Raw genomic sequence first — 22,134 nt, forward strand, 5'->3', positions numbered from 1 at the left:
GACGCACGATGACCCGCTCCTTCGCACGAAGAAGAGTTCTCCGAACCGCGGCCGCGCTCGGTGGCGCGGCTCTCCTCAGCCCCCTCGCCGGCCCGGCCCGCGCCGCCGAACACGCAGGCCGGCCATGGCCCGAGACCTTCCCCCTGCCGAACGGCTTCCGTCCCGAGGGCATCACCATCGGGGCCGGTCCGTATGCCTGGATCGGCTCCATCGCGACCGGTTCCGTCTACCGCGCCGACCTCGCCACCGGCCGCGGACGGATCGTCAGCCAGGGCCTCGGCGCCGCGCATCCGGTGATCGGGCTCAAGATCGACCGACGGGAACGGCTGCTGTTCCTGTGCGGCGGAGTGAGCCGGGAGATCCGGATCGCCGACGCCCGCAGAGGAACGCTGCTCCGGACCTTCGGTGTCGGATCGGAGGGCACCATGGTCAACGATGTGGTGCTCACACCGGGGGCGGCCTACTTCACCGATTCCTTCAAGCCGAACCTCTACCGGCTCCCGCTCGGCCCGCGCGACGAACCGGGTGAGGCGATCACCACGGTGCCGCTCGGCGGTGACTGGGTGCAGGGAGCCGCGCTCACGGCCAACGGCATCTCCCGCACCCCGGACGGCCGGGCGCTGCTGATGGTCAATCAGGCGGTGGGCGGTGGCTCCCTGATGCGTGTCGACCCGCGCACGGGCGTGGCGCGCCGCGTGGACCTCGGCGGGACCCCATTGCCCAACGCGGACGGGCTGTTGCTGCTCGGCCGCCTTCTTCACGTCGTACAGAACCGGCTGAACACGATCGCGGTCCTGAAGCTGAACGAGTCGGGGACCAGCGGGCGGGTGATCGCCCGGATCACCGATCCGGGCTTCAAGGTCCCCACGACGGCCGCCGTGTGGCGCGACCGGATCTATCTGCCCAACGCCCGCTTCGACGTGGCCCAGCCGACCCCGGACACCCCGTACGACGTGGTCGCTGTGGACCGGGTCGGACGCTGAGCACGGAGCCCGAACACTGAACACGGAACACTGAACACGTCCGGGGCGGCGCTCGATGAGCGCCGCCCCGGACCCTTGCCCCGTGTCGTCCGGCCGCGGGCTTCGGCGCCCGCCCGCCGGTCAGTCCTCCGAGGACTCCGGCTCGTCGCCGTCCGCGTCGGAATCGCCGGACGCCTCGCTCTCCGGCTCCGCGCGCGGCGGCTTCGGCGGTCGCGTACGCCCGCCCGGGTCGCGCAGGTAGGAACCGCTGTCGCCGCCCTCGGTCGCATGACCCGGACCGGCCGCCGGGCCGAGACCGCCCGGACCGCCGTCCCTCCGCCGCAGATACCGTTCGAATTCGCGGGCGATCGCCTCCCCGGACGCCTCGGGAAGCTCCGCGGTGTCGCGCGCCTCCTCCAGCGTCTGGACGTACTCCGCCACTTCGCTGTCCTCGGCTGCCAGTTGGTCGACACCGAGCTGCCAGGCCCGGGCGTCCTCGGCCAGTTCACCGAGCGGGATGCGCAGACCGATCAGGTCCTCGAGCCGGTTGAGCAGGGCCAGCGTGGCCTTGGGGTTGGGCGGCTGCGACACATAGTGCGGCACCGCGGCCCACAGGCTCACCGCCGGCACGCCCGCGTGCGTGCACGCCTCCTGGAGGATGCCGACGATGCCGGTCGGTCCCTCGTACCTGGTCTCCTCCAGGTCCATGGTTCTGGCCAGGTCCGGGTCCGAGGTGATGCCGCTGACCGGCACCGGCCGGGTGTGCGGGGTGTCGCCGAGCAGCGCGCCCAGGATCACCACCATCTCGACGCCCAGCTCATGGGCGAAGCCCAGGATCTCGTTGCAGAACGAGCGCCAGCGCATGGACGGCTCGATGCCGCGGACCAGAACCAGGTCGCGCGGCTTGTCGCCGCCGATACGGACCACGGAGAGCCGGGTGGTGGGCCAGGTGATCTTCCGTACTCCGCCGTCCAGCCACACCGTGGGCCGGTTGACCTGGAAGTCGTAGTAGTCCTCGGCGTCGAGCGCCGCGAACACCTCGCCCTTCCATTCCCGGTCCAGATGTGCGACCGCGGTGGAGGCAGCGTCGCCGGCGTCGTTCCAGCCCTCGAACGCGGCCACCATGACCGGGTCGATCAGCTCGGGAACCGCCTCGAGCTCGATCACCCAGTGCCTCCTTCCGAAGTTCCCTTTCGTACGCCCCAACCTTACGGCTTACGAGGTCCCGGGCCGCAGCCCCCCGGCACGGGCGGGTGAACTTCGGCGCCCCGGGGCAACGGTTTGCCCAAAAGGGCGTCCGGCCCTCGATTCATCCGAGCTGTGTCCGAGAAATTTCGTCACGGGCCTGGACGGTGGCGCGTCGACGACGCTATACATCGGATGACCGCAAGAGGTCCGATGTTCTTCCCCGGGGGTGCGTGCATGAGTCAGACCGTCACGGAGTTCGAGGTTCACGACATCCGCTTTCCCACCTCGGAACAGCTCGACGGCTCCGACGCCATGAACCCGGACCCCGACTACTCCGCTGCCTACCTGGTGATGCGCTCCGAGGACGGGTCGGAAGGGCACGGATTCTGCTTCACCATCGGCCGCGGCAACGATGTCACCGCCGCCGCCATCGAAGCCCTGCGCCCGTATGTGATCGGCCGGCCCGCCCCCCGTACCGCCTCCGACCTGGCGGATCTGCACATCGAACTGACCCATGACTCCCAACTGCGCTGGCTCGGCCCGGAGAAGGGCGTGATGCACATGGCGGCGGGAGCGGTCGTCAACGCCGCCTGGGACCTGGCGGCCAGGACCGCCGGCCTGCCGGTGTGGGAGTTCCTCGCCTCGATGACACCCGAGGAGCTCGTCTCCCTCGTCGACTTCCGCTATCTCACGGACGTCCTCACCCCCGACGAGGCGCTGGCCATCCTGCGCGCCGCCGAACCCGGCCGCGCCGAACGGACCGCGCGGCTGCGCCGCCAGGGCTATCCCGCGTACACCACCTCGCCCGGCTGGCTCGGCTACTCCGACGACAAGCTCGTCCGCCTCGCCAAGGAAGCCGTCGCCGACGGCTTCGGCCAGATCAAGCTGAAGGTGGGCGGTGACCTGGAGGACGACATCCGGCGCATGAAGCTCGCACGCGCCGCCGTCGGCCCCTCCGTCCGTATCGCCGTGGACGCCAATCAGCGCTGGGACGTCGCGGACGCGGTGCGCTGGATGACGGCGCTCGCGCCCTACGAGCCGCACTGGATCGAGGAACCCACCAGCCCCGACGACATCCTCGGCCACGCCGCCGTACGCGCCGGGCAGCCGGTCAAGGTCGCCACCGGCGAACACGTCGCCAACCGTGTGGTGTTCAAGCAGCTGCTCCAGGCCGGGGCCGTCGACTTCGTCCAGATCGACGCGGCACGCGTCGCCGGGGTGAACGAGAACCTGGCGATCCTGCTGCTCGCGGCCAAGTACGGCGTCCCGGTCTGTCCGCACGCCGGCGGGGTGGGTCTGTGCGAACTCGTCCAGCACCTCGCGATGTTCGACTACGTCGCCGTCTCCGGCAGCTGGGAGGACCGCGTCATCGAGTACGTCGACCACCTCCACGAGCACTTCGCCGACCCCGCCGAGATCGACGCCGGACGCTATGTCGCGCCGCGGGCCCCCGGGTTCTCCGCCCGCATGCTCCCGGAGTCCATGGCCGCCCACCGCTATCCGGAGGGTCCCGTCTGGCAGGCCCGCCGCACCATCGAGGAGGTCAACTCATGACGGCCGTCAGGGACTTCGAAGGGCTCTGCGCCCTGGTGACCGGCGGGGCGTCGGGCATCGGTGCGGCCGTGACGAGGCAACTGCTCGCCCGGGGCGCGCTGGTGGCCGTGCTCGACCGTGACCTCGCGGGCAGCCCCGACGGCGCTCTCGGCGTCACGGCGGACGTCACCGACGACGCGGCGGTGGGCGCGGCCGTCGACCGGGCGGCCGCCGAGTTCGGCGCCCTGCACACCGTCGTCTCCAACGCGGGCATCGGCGCCGTCGGTACGGTCGCCGACAATCCCGACGACGAGTGGCGGCGCGTCCTCGACATCAACGTGCTCGGCATGGTGCGCGTCGCCCGGCACACCCTCCCGCATCTGCGCGCGGCCGCAGCCGACCGCCCCGGCTGTGTCTCCATCACCCACACCTGCTCCATCGCCGCCACCGCGGGCCTTCCCCAGCGGGCCCTCTACAGCGCCAGCAAGGGCGCGGTCCTCTCACTCACCCTGGCCATGGCGGCCGACCACGTCCGCGAGGGCATCCGCGTCAACTGCGTGAACCCCGGCACCGCCGACACCCCCTGGATCGGCCGGCTGCTCGACCGGGCGGACGACCCGGCGGCGGAACGCGCCGCCCTGGAGGCCCGTCAGCCCACCGGCCGGCTGGTCGCCGCAGACGAGGTCGCGGCCGCCATCGTCTATCTCGCGAGCCCCGCCGCGGCCGCCGTCACCGGTACGGCACTCGCCGTCGACGGCGGGATGCAGGGCCTGCGCCTGCGCCCCGCGACCTGAGCACACAGCAGACCGGAAACACCCGCCACGCCCAGCACCACCTGAGCCGACACCACCGAAGGACGGGACCAATGAGAGTGCGTACGACAAGTGCCGCGGCCTGCGCGGTGCTGCTCGCCGTGACGGCCCTCGCGGGCTGCAACCGGGACTCCGGCAGCGGATCCGCGGACGGCAAGGTGGGCATCGATCTGCCGCGCAGCGACAGCGACTTCTGGAACTCCTACCAGCAGTACGTCGAGAAGGGCGTCAAGGCCGGTGAGGTCGACGCGCTGTCCCTGACCAACTCGCAGAACGACATCGGCAAACTTGTCGCCAATGTGCAGACGTTCACCGACCAGGGCGCCAAGGCCGTCGTGATGGCCCCTCAGGACACCGGGGCGATAGCCGAGTCGCTCCAGACCCTGGAGGAGAAGAAGATCCCGGTCGTCAGTGTCGACACCCGCCCCGACAAGGGCAACGTCTACATGGTGGTGCGGGCCGACAACCGGGCGTACGGCGAGAAGGCCTGCCAGTACCTCGGCGAGCAGCTGAAGGGCAAGGGCAAGGTCGTCGAGTTCCAGGGCGACCTGTCCTCGATCAACGGGCGCGACCGCTCCGAGGCCTTCAAGTCCTGCATGGACACGAAGTTCCCCGGCATCAAGGTCTTCGAGCTCGCCACCGACTGGAAGGGCGACGTCGCCTCCGCCAAGCTCCAGTCCACCCTCGCCGCGCACCCCGACATCAACGGCATCTACATGCAGGCCGGCGGCGTCTTCCTGCAGCCCACGCTCGCGCTCCTGGAGCAGAAGAAGCTGCTGAAGCCGCCGGGCACGCCGGGCCACATCACGATCATCTCCAACGACGGCATCCCGGAGGAGCTGGACGCCATCAAGGCCGGGAAGATCGACGCGACCGTCTCCCAGCCCGCCGACCTGTACGCCAAGTACGCGCTCTTCTACGCCAAGGCCGCGCTGGACGGCAAGACCTTCAAGGAAGGTCCCACCGACCACGGCTCCACCATCATCAAGATCCCGGGCGGCCTCGAGGACCAGCTCCCCGCGCCACTGGTCACCAAGGACAACGTGGACGACCCCAAGCTGTGGGCCAACCAGCTGGAGAAGAAGAGCTAGTCATGCCACACGCCGCAGACGCCGCAGACGCCGCGGACTCCGCGCACGCACCCGCCGCAGTGCACGCGGAAGGGATCGTCAAGCGCTTCGGGCCCACCGTCGCGCTCGACGGCGTACGGCTCACCGTCGCGCCCGGCGAGTCCCACGCACTCGTCGGGCGCAACGGCGCGGGCAAGTCCACCCTCGTCAGCGTCCTCACCGGCCTGCACAGGCCCGACGCGGGAACCGTCACCTTCGACGGCGAGCCCGCACCCGCCTTCGGGGACACGGCGGCCTGGCAGTCCAAGGTCGCCTGCGTCTACCAGAAGTCGATGGTCGTGCCCGACCTGACCGTCGCCGAGAACCTCTTCCTCAACCGGTTCGACGCCGGCAGCCGCTTCATCAGCTGGCGGCAACTGCGGCGGCGCGCCGAGGAACTGCTCGCCGGGTACGGCGTGAGCGTCGACCCGATGGCCCGGGCCAAGGATCTCGCCGTCGAGCAGCGGCAGTTCGTGGAGATCGCGAGAGCTCTCTCCTTCGGCGCCCGGCTGATCATCCTCGACGAGCCGACCGCGCAGCTGGACGCCCGCGGCATCCAGCGGCTGTTCACCAAACTGCGGGAGCTCCAGAGCCAGGGAGTGGCGTTCCTGTTCATCTCCCACCATCTGCAGGAGGTGTACGAACTGTGCACCACCGTCACCGTCTACCGCGACGCCCGCCATGTCGTCACCGCGCCGGTCGCCGAACTCACCAAGGACGACCTGGTCGCGGCGATGACGGGCGACTCCGTCAGCGGCACCTCGCAGTGGCATGCGCCCGTCGGGCCCGTACGCACCGAGGAACCCGTGCTGCGCACCGAGGGGCTGACCCTGGAGGGGGAGTTCGAGCCGCTCGACCTCGAGGTGCGGCCCGGTGAGGTGCTCGGTCTGGCGGGCGCCGCGGCCAGCGGCAACACCGCGCTCGGCGAGATCCTCGTCGGCATGCGCAAGGCCGGCGCCGGGCGCATCACCGTGCACGGCCGCGAGGTCAAGCCCGGCAGTGTGCCGCACGCGCTCGACGCCGGGATCGGCTACATCCCCGAGGACCGTCATCGCCAGGGACTCGTCGTGGACCGCAGCGTCGCCGAGAACGCCACGCTCACCGTCACCGACCAGCTCGGCCCGTGGGGCACCGTACTGCCCTCTCGCACAAGGGAATTCGCCCAGTCCATGATCGCATCGCTCGACATCAAGACGCAGGGGCCGGAGCAACCCGTCTCCGGGCTCTCCGGCGGTAATCAGCAGAAGGTGGTGGTGGCGAGGGCGCTGGCCCGCCGGCCCAGTGCGCTGGTCGCCCTGCGGCCCACCGCGGGCGTGGACGTGAAGTCCAAGGACGCGCTGCTCGGTGTGGTGCGCCGGGTGGCCGACGAAGGCAGCGCGGCCGTCATCATCTCCGACGAGCTGGACGATCTGCGGGTCTGCGACCGGGTGCTCGCCCTCTTCCACGGACGGGTGGTCGCGACGTTCGGCAGCGGGTGGACGGACCGCGAACTGGTGGCCGCCATGGAAGGTGTGGGGGAGCAGGAATGACCGGGACGATACGGCCGCTCACGGCCGACGGGACGAAGAGCGACAGCCCGGCGAGCCGGCTGCGCCTGATCCGGTGGAGCGACTTCTCGCTCGTGCCGGTGATCCTGGTGCTGATGGTGATCGGGTTCATCGTCTCGCCGGTTTTCCTCACCTCCAACAACCTCATCAGCGTCGTCCAGCAGTCCTCCGAACTGAGCCTGCTGGTGCTCGGTCAGGCACTGATCCTCATCTGCGGCCGGATGGACCTCTCACTGGAGTCCACCATCGGCATCGCTCCGGTCGTCGCCATGTGGCTGGTGCTGCCGAGCGAGGGCGGACGCTTCCTCGGGCTGGAACTGCTGCCCGTCTGGACGGCCATCCCCGTCTGTCTGCTGGTGGGCATGGCGATCGGCGCGGTCAACGGCTTCCTGATGCTGAAGCTGCGGGTCAACGGCTTCATCGCCACCCTGGGCATGCTCACGATGCTCCGCGGCCTCCACATCGGCATCACCGAGGGCAAGTCGATCACCGACGTCCCGGAGTCCTTCCGCTACCTCGGCAAGACCGACTGGCTGGGCGCGCCCGCCGCGGTGTGGATCTGTCTGGCGCTGTTCGCGATCGGCGGTGCGGCACTGGCCTATCTGCGCCACGGACGCGCGCTGTACGCGATCGGCGGCAACCCGGAGGCGGCCCGGGCGGCGGGCATCCGGGTCGACCGGATCACCTGGATCGTGCTGGCGATCGGCGGTCTGCTGGCGGCCTTCGCGGGCATCCTCTACACCGGCCACTACGGCTCGGTCGCCGCCACCCAGGGCAACGGCTGGATCTTCCAGGTATTCGCCGCGGCGGTGATCGGCGGCATCAGCCTCAAGGGCGGCCGCGGCACGCTCTTCGGGGCGCTCACCGGCGTACTGACGCTTCAACTCGTCGTCAACGTCATGACGCTGGGCGGGGTGCCGGCGCTGTGGAACCAGTTCCTGAACGGCGCGATCATCATCGTCGCGCTGGTGATCTCGCGTTTCGCGAGCGGTGAGAAGCAGGACTGAGGGCTGTCGTGGGGCGTGTCCGCCCGGGCCGCGAGCAGGTACGTTTCGCCTGCCTCCGGCGCCGGGCGGATCTGATCGAAACGGCGTCGGGCGTCGGTGACCTGCGGCAGGATGGAGCCGTGCCGACCGAGCCGGAAGACATCGAGCTGAGCGAACACGAGCTGCGGGAGATCGCGGGCTATGCGGCCGACTGTGCGCGCAGGACGCTGTCGATCTTCGAGCAGACCCTGCCCACCGACACACGCCCTCGTGAGGCCATCGACGCGGCACACGCCTTCGCCGCCGGGGGCCGGCGCACGGCCGCCCTGCGGCAGAGCGCGTGGGCGGCGTACAAGGCGGCGCAGGAAGCCGATTCGCCGCCCGCTGCCGACGCGGCACGGGCGGCGAGCCATGCGGCGGCGGCCGCGTATCTGCATCCCAAGGCGAGCGCCCATCAGGTGAAGCACGTCCTCGGGGCGGCAGCGCATGCGGCGCGGGCGGAGGAACTGGCGTCCGCGGAGGACCGGCGGGTGACCGCCGGGACCCTGGAATGGGCGCGCCATCACGCACCGCCGGCGGTCCCCGCGGTGCTCGGCCGGCTGCCCGCCGCGCCTCCCGGGGGAGGGCGCGTGGGGGAGTTCATCCGTGATCTCGACGCCGCTCTCCGCGTCTGAGGGAGCGCGCGTACCAGGGGCTCGTACGGACATCTCTCCGGGGCTGTGGGACAGCCCTCAGAGCGTCGAGCGGAGCCACTGCTCCACGCTCGCGATGTGCACCGTCGCCCATGAGCGGGCCGCTTCCGCGTCGCGGTCGCGGAGCGCGGAGAGAATCGCCCGGTGCTCGTGCAGCGTGCGGCTGACCGCGTCCTCCTGCGTCAGTCCGCGCCACACCCTGGCCCGCGTCGTCGGTCCGGACAGGCCGTCCAGCAGCGAGCAGAGCACGGAATTGCCCGAGGACTGCACGATGCCCCGGTGGAACTCCAGGTCGGTGGCGACCAGTTCCTCGACGGAGGGCTCGGGCCCCAGCGCGTCCAGCTGTGCGCTCAGCCGGTCCAGTTCGCTCTCACCGATGCGGCTCGCGGCCATCGCGGTGGCCGCGGGCTCCAGGATCCGGCGTACGGCGAGGAACTCCAGCACCGTGTCGTCGCGGTGGAAGTCCACCACGAAGCTCAGCGCCTCCAGCAGCAACTGCGGGTCCAGGCTGGTCACATAGGTGCCGTCACCCTGGCGCACGTCCAGGATGCGGATCAGCGACAGCGCGCGCACGGCCTCACGCAGCGAATTGCGGGACAGGCCCAGTTCGGCGGCGAGTTCGCTCTCCTTGGGGAGGCGGTCGCCGGGGCGCAGGGCACCCGAGACGATCATTCCCTTGATCTTTTCGATCGCCTCGTCGGTGACTGCCACGACGGCCCCCTCGGTCCCTCATTCATCGGATGTCTGAGCGTACAACGTGGGCGGCCCCCCGAGAGCCGCCCACGTCGGGGAAAACCGACCCGAGGTCAGGCCTTCCTGCCCAGGACGTCCTCGACCCTGGCGCGGATCTCGTCCGTCGCCAGGCCGCGGATCGTCAGCGTCGTACGGCGGCGCAGGACGTCGTCCGCCGTCTCGGCCCACTCCTGGTCGCGTGCGTAGGCGACCTGCGCCCAGATCTCGGGAGCGTCGGGGTGGATCCGCTCGGCGAGCGCCGGGTCGTCCTCGGCGAGCCGTGCGATGTCGAACGACAGCGAGCCGTAGTGCGTCGCGAGATGACGCGCGGTGTCCTCGGCGATGCGCGAGCCCGGGGCGTCGCCGCCGACGAGCAGCCGGTGGGCGACCGCGTTGGGGTTGGCGATGCCCGGCAGCGGCAGCTTCTTCGGCAGCCGCGAGATCGGCACCAGGCCCTCGTCGTACTCGCCCAGCGGGTGGCCGGGCAGGGCCGCCAGCTTGTTCATCACCGTGCGGCCGATGTGGCGGAAGGTCGTCCACTTGCCGCCGGCGACCGAGAGCATGCCGCCGCTTCCCTCGGTGACCACCGTCTCGCGCTTGGCCTTCGAGGTGTCGCCGGGGCCGCCGGGGAGGACCCGCAGACCGGCGAAGGAGTAGGTGATCAGATCGCGGGAGAGCTGCTGGTCGCGGATCGAGTACGCGGCCTCGTCCAGGATCTGGGCGGTGTCCTTCTCGTTGACCGCGACGTCCGCCGGGTCGCCCTCGTACGCCTCGTCGGTGGTGCCGAGCAGCAGCATGTCCTCCCACGGGAGGGCGAAGGTGATGCGGTACTTGTCGATCGGGGTCGCCAGGGCCGCCTTCCACGGCGAGGTGCGCTTCAGCACCAGATGGGCGCCCTTGGAGAGCCGGATGGAGGGGGCCGCGTTCGCGTCCTCCATCCTGCGCAGGTGGTCCACCCACGGACCGGTCGCGTTGAGCACCAGGCGCGCGCTGACGCCGAACTCGGTGCCGTCGGTACGGTCCTTGAGCTCCGCGCCGGTGACCCGGCCCTTGGTGAAGCGCAGTCCGGTGACCTCTGCGTGGTTGAGCACCGTGGCACCCGACTGGACGGCCGCGCGGACCGTCATCAGTGCCATGCGCGAGTCGTTCATCTGGTCGTCGCCGTACACGGCCACGGCCTTGAGGTTCTCCGTACGCAGCTCGGGCACGTCACGCTGCGCCCTGGCCGGGCCTATGACATGGCCGACGCCGTCACCGAAGGCGGAGAGCGCGGAGTACGCGAACACTCCCGCTCCCAGCTTCGCCGCGCCGTGCGGTCCGCCCTTGTAGACCGGCAGATAGAAGGTGAGCGGGTTGGCCAGGTGGGGGGCCACCTGGCGGGAGACCGCACGGCGCTCGAAGTGGTTCTCCGCCACCAGCTTCACCGCGCCGGTCTGCAGATAGCGCAGACCGCCGTGGAGCAGCTTGGAGGAGGCGGAGGAGGTGGCGCCGGCGAAGTCGCCGGCGTCCACCAGAGCCACCCGCAGCCCGGATTGCGCGGCATGCCAGGCGGTGGAGATGCCCAGAATGCCGCCGCCGATCACCAGGAGGTCGTACGTCGCCTTGGAAAGCTGCTCCCGAGTCTCGGCACGGCCCGGCAGGGAGCCGGCGGCCGGACGCGTCCCCGTGGCGGGGACGCTCTGCAGGGTGGTCATGATTTTTTACTCCTCGTCCTCGAGCCAGCCCATGGTCCGCTCGACGGCCTTGAGCCAGCTCTTGTACTCACGGTCCCGCTGGGTGGCGTCCATGCGGGGGGTCCACTCGGCGGCCCGGCGCCAGTTGGCGCGCAGAGCGTCGGTGTCGGGCCAGAAGCCGACGGCCAGGCCGGCGGCGTAGGCCGCGCCGAGGCAGGTCGTCTCGGCGACCATGGGGCGCACGACCGGTGCGTCCAGGAAGTCCGAGAGGGTCTGCATCAGCAGGTTGTTGGAGGTCATGCCGCCGTCGACCTTGAGTGCGGTCAGCTCGACGCCGGAGTCCTTGGTCATGGCGTCGCTGATCTCACGGGTCTGCCAGGCGGTGGCCTCGAGCACGGCGCGCGCGATGTGCGCCTTGGTGACATAGCGGGTGAGGCCGGCGATCACACCGCGGGCGTCGGGACGCCAGTACGGGGCGAACAGTCCGGAGAAGGCCGGCACGAAGTACGCGCCGCCGTTGTCCTCGACCGACAGGGCCAGCGTCTCGATCTCGGCCGCGGAGTTGATGAGGCCCATCTGGTCGCGCATCCACTGCACGAGCGAGCCGGTGACGGCGATGGAACCTTCGAGGGCGTAGACGGCCTTCTGGTCACCGATGCGGTAACCGACCGTCGTCAGCAGCCCGTTGTAGGAGTTGACGGGCGTCTCGCCGGTGTTCATCAGCATGAAGGTGCCGGTGCCGTACGTCGACTTGGCCTCGCCCTCGGCGAAACAGGTCTGGCCGAACAGGGCCGCCTGCTGGTCGCCGAGCGCGGAAGCCACGGGTACGCCGGCCAGGGCGCCGCCCTTGGCGCTGCCGTAGACCTCGGCGGAGGACCGGATCTCCGGCAGCACCGCGGCCGGGATCTCCATGGAGCTGAGGATCTTGTCGTCCCACTCCATGGTGTGCAGGTTCATCAGCATGGTGCGCGAGGCGTTGGTGACGTCCGTGACGTGCACACCGCCGTCCGTGCCACCGGTGAGGTTCCAGATGACCCAGGAGTCCATGGTGCCGAAGAGGATGTCGCCGCGCTCGGCGCGCTCACGCAGGCCCTCGACGTTGTCCAGCAGCCAGCGGACCTTGGGGCCCGCGAAGTAGGAGGCCAGCGGCAGGCCCGTCTCGCGGCGGAAGCGGTCCTGCCCCACGTTGCGGCCGAGCTCCTTGCAGAGCGCGTCGGTGCGGGTGTCCTGCCACACGAGGGCGTTGTGGACCGGCTCACCGGTGTTCTTGTCCCACAGCAGCGTGGTCTCGCGCTGGTTGGTGATGCCGATCGCCTTGACGTCGGCGGCGGTGATGCCGGCCTTCGCGACGGCAGCGTCCACCACTTCCTGCACGTTGGTCCAGATCTCGGCGGCGTCGTGCTCCACCCAGCCCGGCTTCGGGAAGATCTGCTCGTGCTCCTTCTGGTCGACGGAGACGATGCGGCCGTCCTTGTCGAAGACGATGCAGCGGCTGGAAGTGGTGCCCTGGTCGATGGCCGCGATGAACGGGCCGGTGGTGTGTGCGTCGGTCACGGAGTGCTCCTGCGGGGTCGAAGGGACGGCTTAGGCGAACGCGAGCTGGTAGATACCCGCTGCGAGGGCACCACCCGCCAGCGGGCCGACGACGGGGATCCAGGCGTAGCCCCAGTCCGACCCGCCCTTGTTGGGCAGCGGCAGCAGGGCGTGCACGATGCGCGGGCCCAGGTCACGGGCCGGGTTGATGGCGTAGCCGGTCGGGCCGCCGAGCGAGAGACCGATACCGACGACGACGAAGGCGGTGATCAGCGCGCCGATCACACCGAGGCCCTTGCCGCTGTCGTTGAGGCCCTGCGTCAGGACGGCGAGCACCAGCACGGTGGTGCCGATGATCTCGGTCGCCAGGTTCTGCCACACCACACGGACCTCAGGGCCGGTGGAGAAGACTCCGAGCACCGGACCGGCCTTGGGCGCGGCCTTCTGGTCGACGAGGCCCTCTTCCTCGGGCTGGGCCGCGAGGATCTCCGGATCGGTCAGGTGGGCGTGGAACTGTCCGTAGTAGGCGACCCAGACCAGCGCGGCACCGACCATGGCGCCGAGCATCTGTCCGGCGAAGTAGACCGGGACGTTGCCCCAGTCCCCGTCCTTGATCGCGATACCGACCGTGACCGCCGGATTGAGGTGGGCGCCGGAGAGCGTGCCCGTCATGTAGACCGCGGTCATGACCGCGAATCCCCACCCGAAGGTGATCGCCAGCCAGCCGGCGTTCTGCGCCTTCGAGCGCTTGAGCACGACAGCGGCGACCACGCCGCCACCGAGCAGGATGAGTACGGCGGTACCTATGAGCTCGCCGATGAAGATGTCGGAGCTGGACACCCGCGACTCCTTTGTCCTTCGTCCAGGGAAATGCGGACCTCGGGTCCCTCCGCGGTCCGCGCCCTCAGGTGAGAGCGTTCGTTGGCCCTGGCACTGCCACACTCTAGCGCGTATTGCCGTTAGGTGTTCGACAATGCCGACCGATGAACGGCAGTTTTGCCCTCCGGTTAACAGCGCGTCAAGGGGTGAGTGGCCGAAAACCGTATCGTTACCCTTGGTGCGCCCAAATCGGTCAGAAACGCCCGGCGCCGAGGTCGCGGGACACCGAACGGGCGCAGTCCCGCACCGCCGCGATCAACTCGGACCGCACCTCGTCGTCCTTGCACAGCCGCTCCACGGCGCCCGTGATGGCGATGGCCCCCACGGGCATGCGGCGGCGGTCGTGGATGGGGGCGGCGACCGAGGCGACGCCCTCCCAGGTCTCCTCCAGGTCGGCCGCCCAGCCGCGCGCCCGGGTGTGGTCGAGCACCGACTCGAATCCGGCCAGGTCGGTGACGGTCCGCGGGGTGAAGGCCTTGCGGTCCACTTCCAGGGCCTCCGAGTGCGCCACGGGGTCGTACGCCGACAGCACCTTGCCCAGCGCCGTGGAGTGCAGCGGCTGCATGGCCCCCACCTCCAGGACCTGGCGGCTGTCGTCCGGCCGGAAGACGTGGTGGACGATCAGCACGCCGTGCTGGTGCACCACGCCGAGGTGGACGCTCTCGCCGCTGGAACGGGCCAGGTCGTCCGTCCACACGAGGGCCCGGGCCCGCAGCTCGTGGACATCGAGATAGCTGTTCCCGAGCCGCAGCAGCTCGGCCCCCAGCTGGTAGCGGCCGGACGCCGGGTCCTGCTCGACGAAACCCTCGGCCTGGAGGGTCCGGAGGATGCCGTGCGCGGTGCCCTTGGCCAGTTCCAGCGAGGAGGCGATGTCCGACAGGCCCAGCCGGCGTTCCCCGCCGGCGAGCAGTCGCAGCATCGCCGCCGCACGCTCGAGCGACTGGATATTTTTCGCCATCGCCTCGTGCCCTTCTTCACAGCGGTTCGACAATGCTGAACACTATCGGTCGATGCCGACCTTGGTGACCGCCGAGTGAGTATCTCGTGGCCGACAGGATGCGGAAAGCCCCCGCGGACCGACGAGTCCGTCCGCGTCGTGGGACGCTCCCGCCCCGACGGGGCCCGCCCGGCTAGTCTGAAGTCCGTGCGCCCTCCACCGGGGGCGCAAAGCCGACAGCCGTCGCATCCCAGGGAGCTCATCCATGGCCTCGTCGCCGACCCCTTCCGCTGACAGCCGGACCCGAATCGAAGCCCTCCGCGAGGCCCTGGCCACGCGCGTCGTCGTCGCGGACGGCGCGATGGGCACGATGCTCCAGGCCCAGGACCCGACGCTCGAGGACTTCCAGGACCTCGAAGGCTGCAACGAGATCCTCAATGTGACGCGCCCGGACATCGTCCGCACCGTCCATTCGGCCTACTTCGAGGTGGGCGTCGACTGCGTCGAGACGAACACCTTCGGCGCGAACCTCGCCGCGCTGGGGGAGTACGACATCCCCGAGCGGGTCCACGAGCTCTCCGAGTCCGGCGCCCGCATCGCCCGCGAGGTCGCCGACGAGTTCACCGCATCCACCGGACAGCAGCGCTGGGTGCTCGGCTCCATGGGCCCGGGCACCAAGCTGCCGACGCTGGGCCACGCCCCCTACACGAAGCTGCGCGACGCCTACCAGCAGAACGCCGAAGGCATGATCGCCGGAGGCGCGGACGCCCTCCTGGTGGAGACGACCCAGGACCTCCTCCAGACGAAGGCCGCCGTCATCGGCGCCCGCCGGGCCCTGGACGCCACGGGCACGAACCTCCCCCTCATCTGCTCCGTCACGGTCGAGACGACCGGCACCATGCTCCTCGGCTCGGAGATCGGTGCCGCGCTCACCGCGCTGGAGCCGCTCGGCATCGACATGATCGGCCTGAACTGCGCCACCGGGCCGGCCGAGATGAGCGAGCACCTGCGCTATCTCGCGCGCCACTCCCGTATCCCGCTCTCCTGCATGCCGAACGCCGGTCTGCCGGTCCTGGGCAAGGACGGCGCCCACTACCCGCTGTCGGCCGGCGAACTCGCCGACGCACAGGAGACGTTCGTGCGCGAGTACGGCCTCTCCCTCGTCGGCGGCTGCTGCGGTACGACGCCGGAGCACCTGCGGCAGGTCGTCGAGCGCGTGCGTGACCTCGCGCCGACCGACCGCAGCCCCCGCCCGGAGCCGGGCGCCGCCTCCCTCTACCAGACGGTGCCGTTCCGCCAGGACACCGCGTACATGGCGATCGGCGAGCGCACGAACGCCAACGGATCGAAGAAGTTCCGCGAGGCCATGCTGGACGCCCGCTGGGACGACTGCGTCGAGATGGCGCGGGACCAGATCCGCGAGGGCGCACACATGCTGGACCTGTGTGTCGACTACGTCGGCCGCGACGGCGTCGCCGACATGGAGGAGCTGGCGGGGCGCTTCGCCACCGCCTCCACCCTGCCGATCGTGCTCGACTCCACCGAAGTCCCGGTCATCCGGGCCGGACTGGAGAAGCTCGGCGGCCGCGCGGTCATCAACTCCGTCAACTACGAGGACGGCGACGGACCGGAGTCCCGCTTCGCGAAGGTCACCGCGCTGGCGCAGGAGCACGGCGCCGCCCTCATCGCGCTCACCATCGACGAGGAGGGCCAGGCCCGCACCGTCGAGCACAAGGTCGCCATCGCCGAGCGGCTCATCGAGGACCTCACGGGGAACTGGGGCATCCACGAGTCGGACATCCTCATCGACACCCTGACGTTCACCATCTGCACCGGACAGGAGGAGTCCCGCAAGGACGGCATCGCCACCATCGAGGCCATCCGCGAACTCAAGCGCCGGCGCCCGGACGTGCAGACCACGCTGGGCCTGTCCAACATCTCCTTCGGCCTCAACCCGGCCGCCCGCATCCTGCTGAACTCCGTCTTCCTCGACGAGTGCGTCAAGGCGGGCCTGGACTCGGCGATCGTCCACGCGTCGAAGATCCTGCCCATCGCGCGCTTCGACGACGAGCAGGTGCAGACCGCCCTCGACCTGATCCATGACCGCCGTGCCGAGGGCTACGACCCGCTGCAGAAGCTGATGGCCCTCTTCGAGGGCGTCAACACCAAGTCGATGAAGGCGGGCAAGACCGAGGAACTGCTCGCGCTGCCGCTGGACGAGCGGCTCAAGCGGCGCATCATCGACGGCGAGAAGAACGGCCTGGACGCGGACCTCGACGAGGCGCTCCAGGACCGGCCCGCGCTGGACATCGTGAACGACACGCTGCTGGAGGGCATGAAGGTCGTCGGTGAACTCTTCGGCTCCGGACAGATGCAGCTGCCGTTCGTGCTCCAGTCCGCGGAGGTCATGAAGAACGCCGTCGCCTACCTCGAACCCCACATGGAGAAGACGGACGACGACGGCAAGGGCACCATCGTGCTGGCCACCGTCCGCGGTGACGTCCACGACATCGGCAAGAACCTCGTCGACATCATCCTGTCCAACAACGGCTACAACGTCGTCAACCTCGGTATCAAGCAGCCGGTCTCGGCGATCCTGGAGGCGGCGGAGGAGCACCGGGCCGACGTCATCGGCATGTCCGGCCTGCTGGTGAAGTCCACGGTGATCATGAAGGAGAACCTGGAGGAGCTCAACCAGCGCAAGATGGCCGCCGACTACCCGGTCATCCTCGGTGGTGCCGCCCTGACCCGGGCCTACGTCGAACAGGACCTCCACGAGATCTACGAGGGCGAGGTCCGCTACGCCCGCGACGCCTTCGAGGGCCTGCGGCTGATGGACGCCCTCATCGCCGTCAAGCGCGGCGTCCCCGGCGCCACGCTCCCCGACCTCAAGCAGCGCCGTGTGCGGGCCACCACGAACGCCGTCGTCGAGGACCGCCCCGAGGAAGGGGCCGTACGCTCCGACGTCGCCGTCGACAACCCGGTCCCCGAACCGCCCTTCTGGGGCACCCGGGTGATCAAGGGTATCCAGCTGAAGGAGTACGCGTCCTGGCTGGACGAGGGCGCGCTCTTCAAGGGCCAGTGGGGCCTGAAGGAGGCGCGGGCCGGTGACGGCCCCTCGTACCAGGAGCTGGTGGAGAGCGAGGGCCGGCCGCGGCTGCGGGGCTGGCTGGACCAGCTGCACACCCGCAACCTGCTGGAGGCGGCCGTGGTCTACGGCTACTTCCCCTGCGTCTCCAAGGGCGACGACCTGATCCTGCTGAACGAGGACGGCTCGGAACGCACCCGCTTCTCCTTCCCCCGCCAGCGCCGCGGCCGCCGTCTGTGTCTCGCGGACTTCTTCCGTCCGGAGGAGTCCGGCGAGCGGGACGTCGTCGGGCTCCAGGTCGTCACCGTCGGATCGAAGATCGGTGAGGCGACGGCGGAGCTCTTCGGGTCGGACTCCTACCGCGACTACCTGGAGCTGCACGGACTGTCCGTCCAGCTCGCGGAGGCGCTGGCGGAGTACTGGCACGCCCGGGTCCGCTCCGAGCTCGGTTTCGGCGGCGAGGACCCGGCCGAGGTGGAGGACATGTTCGCGCTGAAGTACCGCGGTGCGCGGTTCTCGCTCGGTTACGGGGCGTGCCCGGACCTGGAGGACCGGGCGAAGATCGCCCAGCTGCTGGAGCCCGAGCGGATCGGCGTCGAGCTCTCCGAGGAGTTCCAGCTCCACCCGGAGCAGTCCACGGACGCGATCGTCATCCACCACCCGGAGGCGAAGTACTTCAACGCGCGATAGACGGCGCACAGCGCGTCACCGCGCGTTGGACGTCCCTCCGCGCATGTTCGCCGGACGAGTCGTACACTGGTCGGTCCAGTGCAGGCCGGTCGTCTCTCCCCGCGGGAATAGCCGCAGGGAAAGGTGGCCGGCCTTCTCGTCCCTCACGGAGGTGTGCCGATGACCAGCACGGTCCCCGCGTCCTTGACCCGTACGGCGGAAGGGTCTGCCCTTCAGGCCGTTCTCCTCGACATGGACGGCACCCTCGTGGACACCGAAGGTTTCTGGTGGGACGCGGAGGTGGAGGTCTTCGCGGATCTCGGTCACGAGCTCGACGAGGCATGGCGGGACGTGGTGGTCGGTGGCCCCATGACGCGCAGCGCCGGCTACCTCATCGAGGCGACGGGCGCCGACATCACCATGGCCGAGCTGACCGTGCTCCTGAACGACCGCTTCGAGGCACGTATCGGCCGCGGTGTGCCGCTCATGCCGGGCGCGGAGCGCCTGCTCGCCGAGCTGGCCGCACAGGGGGTGCCCACCGCGCTGGTCTCCGCCTCGCACCGGCGGATCATCGACCGCGTGCTGGCCTCGCTCGGGCCGAAGAACTTCGCGCTCTCCGTCGCCGGTGACGAGGTCCCGCGGACCAAGCCGCACCCCGACCCGTACCTCCTGGCCGCACGCGGCCTCGGCGCGGAGCCCGCGAGATGCGCCGTCATCGAGGACACCGCGACCGGTGTGGCCTCCGCGGAGGCGGCCGGCTGCCGGGTGGTCGCCGTACCGTCCGTGGCGCCCATCCCGCCCGCCGTGGGCAGAGTCGTCGTCCGCTCGCTCGAAGAAGTCGACCTCGGCTTTCTGCGCACACTCATCACCACAATGAACTGATGCGTGTACGGTCCGTGTTTCTCGAAGTGTCCCGGAGTTCCCGCTGAATGCAGAGGAAACTCCGGGCGGCTGTGGAGCGGGGTTTTCGATCATCGCCCCGGTCTTTTCCCGGGGCGGTCAAGGGACCCCGCCGCGTGACGTTCGTCACTGTGCGTGTCCTGGATCGGGTACTTCCGGACCCTCTGGCAGCCCTCCGGCACCGGTCCGGCTGTGCCCTTGTGTCCGCATTGGTGGAGTGGTGTACGAAACATTCCGTGGCGTGACCATCCACTCACAGGCATAACCGATCACTCAGTGAATACGGCCCAACTCGGGCCCGGTCAAGCTTTCGTGGCGTTGCCGACTAATCTCTTCGCGAGTACTTCGCCGCAACCCCGATGCGCCCCGGCGGTCGCACAACCGCCGCGAACACAGGACCGATCGTCCTGTTTCCCGGACCGTTCGAAACCGCCCCGACCGGGCGGCCGCGGCGGAGTCTCCCGTACACACCGCTGTATCCCAGTGCCGGATGAGGGAGAACGTCCAGGATGAACCGCAAGACTTTGGTGCTGCCGGCCTTGGCCGGCATGCTCGCGCCCGTGCTCGTCGCCTGCGGCAGCACGGAGGGCGGCTCCGGTGGCGGCGACGCCATCGTCGTCGGCACCACGGACCAGTTCATCGCCACCGAGGACGCTCCTGCCCCGCTCGACCCGGCCTACGCCTACGACACCGGCGCCTGGAACGTACTGCGCCAGACCGTCCAGACGCTGATGCACGCCCCGCGCGGCGGCGGCGAGCCCGTGCCGGACGCCGCCCAGTCGTGTTCCTTCACCGACAACGCGAGCGAGAGCTACCGCTGCAAGCTGCGCGACGGCCTCAAGTTCGCCGACGGCACCGACGTCACGGCCGAGGATGTGAAGTTCTCCATCCAGCGCGTGCTCGACATCGACACCGACAACGGCACCGCGGCCCTGCTGAACAACATCGACACCATCGAGACCAACGGTGACGACGAGGTCGTCTTCCACCTCGCGACGCCGGACGCGACCTTCCCCTTCAAGCTCTCGACGCCGGCCGCGGCGATCATCAGCAAGAAGAACTACGAGGCCAAGAAGCTCCGCGAGGGCTTCCAGGTCGACGGTTCCGGGCCGTACACGATGAAGACCGAGACCGAGGGTGACAAGATCACCAAGGTCGTCTTCAGCAAGAACGACTCGTACAAGGGCGACATCAAGCTCCACAACGACAAGGTCGAGCTGCGGTTGTTCCCGGACGCCGACGCGATGGGCAAGGCTCTGGAAGCCGGCGACATCGACGTCATGACCCGCGAGATGGCCCCGGACCAGATCAAGGAGATGACGGACAGCCCGAAGGAGGGCATCGAGCTCACCGAGATGCCCGGGCTCTCCATCCGCTACCTCGCCTTCAACACCAACGACCCGTCGGTGAAGGACAAGGCGGTCCGCCAGGCCATGGCCGCCGTCGTCGACCGCGGCCAGATCGCCGGCCAGGTCTACGGCGCCACCGCCGAGCCGCTCTACTCGCTCATCCCGAAGAGCATCGGCGCGCACACCAACTCGTTCTACAACAAGTACGGCGAGCCGAGCCGTGCGAACGCCGCCGAGATCCTGGACGAGGCCGGCATCAAGACGCCGGTGAAGCTGAAGCTCCACTACACGACCGACCACTACGGTGCCGGCACCGCCAAGGAGTTCGAGGTCCTGCGTGACCAGCTGAACGGCAGCAAGCTGTTCTCGGTCAGCATCGAGGGCACCGAGTGGAGCAAGTTCCGCCCCGCCCAGAAGCGCGGCGACTACCCCGTCTACGGCCTCGGCTGGTTCCCCGACTTCCCGGACCCGGACAACTACATCGCGCCGTTCCTCGACAAGGGCAACTTCCTCAACAGCCCGTACGTGAGCACCGTGGCCCGCGGCCTCATCCCGCAGTCGCGCCGCGAGGCCGACCGCACCGCCGCCTCCACCGCGTTCAACAAGATCCAGGACATCGTCGCCGACGACGTGCCCGTCCTGCCGCTGTGGCAGGGCAAGCAGTACGTCGCCGCCCGCACCGGCGTGACCGGTGTGGAGAGCCTGCTCAACGCCAGCTCCGACATGCAGCTGTGGGAGCTCGGCCGGGGCAGCGGCTCCTGACCCCCGCGGTATCCGGTGGAAACGAAAGGCGGCGGGCATCTGCCCGCCGCCTTTCGCATGTCCCGCTCCGCCCGGTCGATCGCGCGCCTCGACCGCGGTGGGGGAGCGACTACTGCGCCCCGGGGCGCACCAGGCCGCTCTCGTACGCGTAGACCGCGGCCTGCACCCGGTCGCGCAGGCTCAGCTTGGTGAGCACGTGGCCCACATGCGTCTTGACGGTGGTCTCGCTCACGAACAGGTCCGCCGCGATCTCCGCGTTGGACAGGCCCCGCGCGACCAGCTTGAGGACCTCCACCTCACGCTCGGTCAGCGTGTGCAGGGTGTCCGGCACCGCCTCCTCGCCGGAGGGGAGATGGTCCGCGTACTTGTCGAGGAGCCTGCGGGTGATGCTCGGGGCCAGCATCGCCTCGCCCGCCGCCACCACCCGGATCGCCTGCACCAGCTCATTGGCGGGAGCGTCCTTCAGCAGGAAGCCGCTGGCGCCGGCCCGCAGCGCCTCCACCACGTACTCGTCGAGATCGAAGGTGGTCAGCACCAGCACCTTGGCCGGGCCGTCCCGGCCCGGACCGGTGATCTGCCGGGTCGCCTCGACCCCGTCCATCCGGGGCATCCGGATGTCCATCAGGACGACGTCGGGCTGAAGCGCCCGCACCTGGTCGAGCGCCTGAAGACCGTCCCCGGCCTCGCCGACGACCGCGATGTCCTGCTCGGCCTCCAGGATCATCCGGAAACCGGTACGCAGCAGCGGCTGGTCGTCGACCAGCAGGACGCGGATAGCCACGG

Annotated in this window: 17 protein-coding genes; 10 read left to right on the top strand and 7 right to left on the bottom strand. The window is 69.8% G+C overall.

Annotated elements, in window-relative coordinates:
* The first annotated feature begins 8 nt into the window (after positions 1-8).
* Positions 9-983, top strand: coding sequence for a superoxide dismutase (locus tag RPQ07_RS29765; RefSeq protein ID WP_313947298.1), 975 nt, complete (start codon positions 9-11; stop codon positions 981-983).
* A 120-nt stretch (positions 984-1,103) separates the two neighbouring features.
* Here RPQ07_RS29765 and RPQ07_RS29770 read toward each other — a convergent pair whose 3' ends face one another.
* A complete protein-coding gene (locus RPQ07_RS29770; protein WP_313947299.1) occupies positions 1,104-2,129 on the bottom strand; it encodes a PAC2 family protein in 1,026 nt (341 codons plus the stop codon).
* A 255-nt stretch (positions 2,130-2,384) separates the two neighbouring features.
* Here RPQ07_RS29770 and RPQ07_RS29775 point away from each other — a divergent pair, with 255 nt between their 5' ends.
* From RPQ07_RS29775 to RPQ07_RS29800, 6 genes are all read left to right on the top strand, one after another.
* Positions 2,385-3,704, top strand: coding sequence for an enolase C-terminal domain-like protein (locus tag RPQ07_RS29775; RefSeq protein WP_313947300.1), 1,320 nt, complete (start codon positions 2,385-2,387; stop codon positions 3,702-3,704).
* Complete coding sequence (locus RPQ07_RS29780) at positions 3,701-4,477, top strand: SDR family oxidoreductase (protein WP_313947301.1); 777 nt, start codon at positions 3,701-3,703, stop codon at positions 4,475-4,477. The genes RPQ07_RS29775 and RPQ07_RS29780 overlap by 4 nt, the downstream gene beginning before the upstream one ends.
* 71 nt (positions 4,478-4,548) lie before the next feature.
* A complete protein-coding gene (locus tag RPQ07_RS29785; protein ID WP_313947302.1) occupies positions 4,549-5,586 on the top strand; it encodes a sugar ABC transporter substrate-binding protein in 1,038 nt (345 codons plus the stop codon).
* 2 nt (positions 5,587-5,588) lie between these two features.
* Positions 5,589-7,133: a sugar ABC transporter ATP-binding protein gene (locus tag RPQ07_RS29790; protein ID WP_313947303.1), complete on the top strand. Its 1,545-nt coding sequence runs from the start codon at positions 5,589-5,591 to the stop codon at positions 7,131-7,133.
* Positions 7,130-8,158, top strand: a complete 1,029-nt coding sequence (locus RPQ07_RS29795) for an ABC transporter permease (protein ID WP_313947304.1) — start codon at positions 7,130-7,132, stop codon at positions 8,156-8,158. Before RPQ07_RS29790 ends, RPQ07_RS29795 begins: the two co-directional genes overlap by 4 nt.
* A gap of 119 nt (positions 8,159-8,277) precedes the next feature.
* On the top strand, positions 8,278-8,811 hold the full coding sequence (locus tag RPQ07_RS29800; protein WP_313947305.1) for a putative immunity protein: 534 nt from the start codon (positions 8,278-8,280) through the stop codon (positions 8,809-8,811).
* A 57-nt stretch (positions 8,812-8,868) separates the two neighbouring features.
* Here the strand turns inward: RPQ07_RS29800 and RPQ07_RS29805 are convergent, their stop codons facing one another.
* The 5 genes from RPQ07_RS29805 to RPQ07_RS29825 all read right to left on the bottom strand — a co-directional run bounded on the left by RPQ07_RS29805 (position 8,869) and on the right by RPQ07_RS29825 (position 14,604).
* On the bottom strand, positions 8,869-9,540 hold the full coding sequence (locus RPQ07_RS29805; protein ID WP_313947306.1) for a FadR/GntR family transcriptional regulator: 672 nt from the start codon (positions 9,538-9,540) through the stop codon (positions 8,869-8,871).
* 95 nt (positions 9,541-9,635) lie between these two features.
* Positions 9,636-11,255 carry a glycerol-3-phosphate dehydrogenase/oxidase gene (locus RPQ07_RS29810; protein WP_313947307.1) on the bottom strand — a complete coding sequence of 540 codons (1,620 nt, stop codon included), beginning with the start codon at positions 11,253-11,255 and terminating at the stop codon, positions 9,636-9,638.
* 6 nt (positions 11,256-11,261) lie between these two features.
* The gene (gene glpK, locus RPQ07_RS29815; RefSeq protein ID WP_313947308.1) at positions 11,262-12,788 is read right to left on the bottom strand and encodes a glycerol kinase GlpK; all 1,527 of its coding nucleotides are present in this window, start codon (positions 12,786-12,788) and stop codon (positions 11,262-11,264) included.
* 30 nt (positions 12,789-12,818) lie between these two features.
* A complete protein-coding gene (locus RPQ07_RS29820) occupies positions 12,819-13,607 on the bottom strand; it encodes an MIP/aquaporin family protein (RefSeq protein ID WP_313947309.1) in 789 nt (262 codons plus the stop codon).
* A gap of 232 nt (positions 13,608-13,839) precedes the next feature.
* Positions 13,840-14,604: an IclR family transcriptional regulator gene (locus RPQ07_RS29825; RefSeq protein WP_313947310.1), complete on the bottom strand. Its 765-nt coding sequence runs from the start codon at positions 14,602-14,604 to the stop codon at positions 13,840-13,842.
* Positions 14,605-14,848: 244 nt separating this feature from the next.
* On the opposite strand from RPQ07_RS29825, the gene metH reads away from it, so the two are divergent.
* The 3 genes from metH to RPQ07_RS29840 all read left to right on the top strand — a co-directional run bounded on the left by metH (position 14,849) and on the right by RPQ07_RS29840 (position 21,351).
* A complete protein-coding gene (metH, locus tag RPQ07_RS29830) occupies positions 14,849-18,361 on the top strand; it encodes a methionine synthase (RefSeq protein ID WP_313947311.1) in 3,513 nt (1,170 codons plus the stop codon).
* Between the two features lie 159 nt (positions 18,362-18,520).
* Positions 18,521-19,222 carry an HAD family phosphatase gene (locus tag RPQ07_RS29835; protein WP_313947312.1) on the top strand — a complete coding sequence of 234 codons (702 nt, stop codon included), beginning with the start codon at positions 18,521-18,523 and terminating at the stop codon, positions 19,220-19,222.
* 527 nt (positions 19,223-19,749) lie between these two features.
* Positions 19,750-21,351: an ABC transporter substrate-binding protein gene (locus RPQ07_RS29840; protein WP_313947313.1), complete on the top strand. Its 1,602-nt coding sequence runs from the start codon at positions 19,750-19,752 to the stop codon at positions 21,349-21,351.
* Positions 21,352-21,460: 109 nt separating this feature from the next.
* On the opposite strand, the gene RPQ07_RS29845 is transcribed toward RPQ07_RS29840, so the two are convergent.
* Positions 21,461-22,132 carry a response regulator transcription factor gene (locus tag RPQ07_RS29845; protein ID WP_313947314.1) on the bottom strand — a complete coding sequence of 224 codons (672 nt, stop codon included), beginning with the start codon at positions 22,130-22,132 and terminating at the stop codon, positions 21,461-21,463.
* Between the last annotated feature and the right edge of the window lie 2 nt (positions 22,133-22,134).

Source organism: Streptomyces sp. AM8-1-1, from assembly GCF_032229325.1.
GTDB classification, from domain to species: Bacteria; Actinomycetota; Actinomycetes; order Streptomycetales; family Streptomycetaceae; genus Streptomyces; species Streptomyces achmelvichensis.

Bases quoted from the DNA above. Each gene is read 5' to 3' on its own strand.
- metH (WP_313947311.1), top strand. From the start codon at position 14,849: ATGGCCTCGTCGCCGACCCCTTCCGCTGACAGCCGGACCCGAATCGAA.
- RPQ07_RS29780 (WP_313947301.1), top strand. From the start codon at position 3,701: ATGACGGCCGTCAGGGACTTCGAAGGGCTCTGCGCCCTGGTGACCGGC.
- RPQ07_RS29785 (WP_313947302.1), top strand. From the start codon at position 4,549: ATGAGAGTGCGTACGACAAGTGCCGCGGCCTGCGCGGTGCTGCTCGCC.
- RPQ07_RS29835 (WP_313947312.1), top strand. From the start codon at position 18,521: ATGACCAGCACGGTCCCCGCGTCCTTGACCCGTACGGCGGAAGGGTCT.
- RPQ07_RS29825 (WP_313947310.1), bottom strand. From the start codon at position 14,604: ATGGCGAAAAATATCCAGTCGCTCGAGCGTGCGGCGGCGATGCTGCGA.
- RPQ07_RS29840 (WP_313947313.1), top strand. From the start codon at position 19,750: ATGAACCGCAAGACTTTGGTGCTGCCGGCCTTGGCCGGCATGCTCGCG.
- RPQ07_RS29795 (WP_313947304.1), top strand. From the start codon at position 7,130: ATGACCGGGACGATACGGCCGCTCACGGCCGACGGGACGAAGAGCGAC.
- RPQ07_RS29810 (WP_313947307.1), bottom strand. From the start codon at position 11,255: ATGACCACCCTGCAGAGCGTCCCCGCCACGGGGACGCGTCCGGCCGCC.
- RPQ07_RS29775 (WP_313947300.1), top strand. From the start codon at position 2,385: ATGAGTCAGACCGTCACGGAGTTCGAGGTTCACGACATCCGCTTTCCC.
- RPQ07_RS29765 (WP_313947298.1), top strand. From the start codon at position 9: ATGACCCGCTCCTTCGCACGAAGAAGAGTTCTCCGAACCGCGGCCGCG.
- RPQ07_RS29790 (WP_313947303.1), top strand. From the start codon at position 5,589: ATGCCACACGCCGCAGACGCCGCAGACGCCGCGGACTCCGCGCACGCA.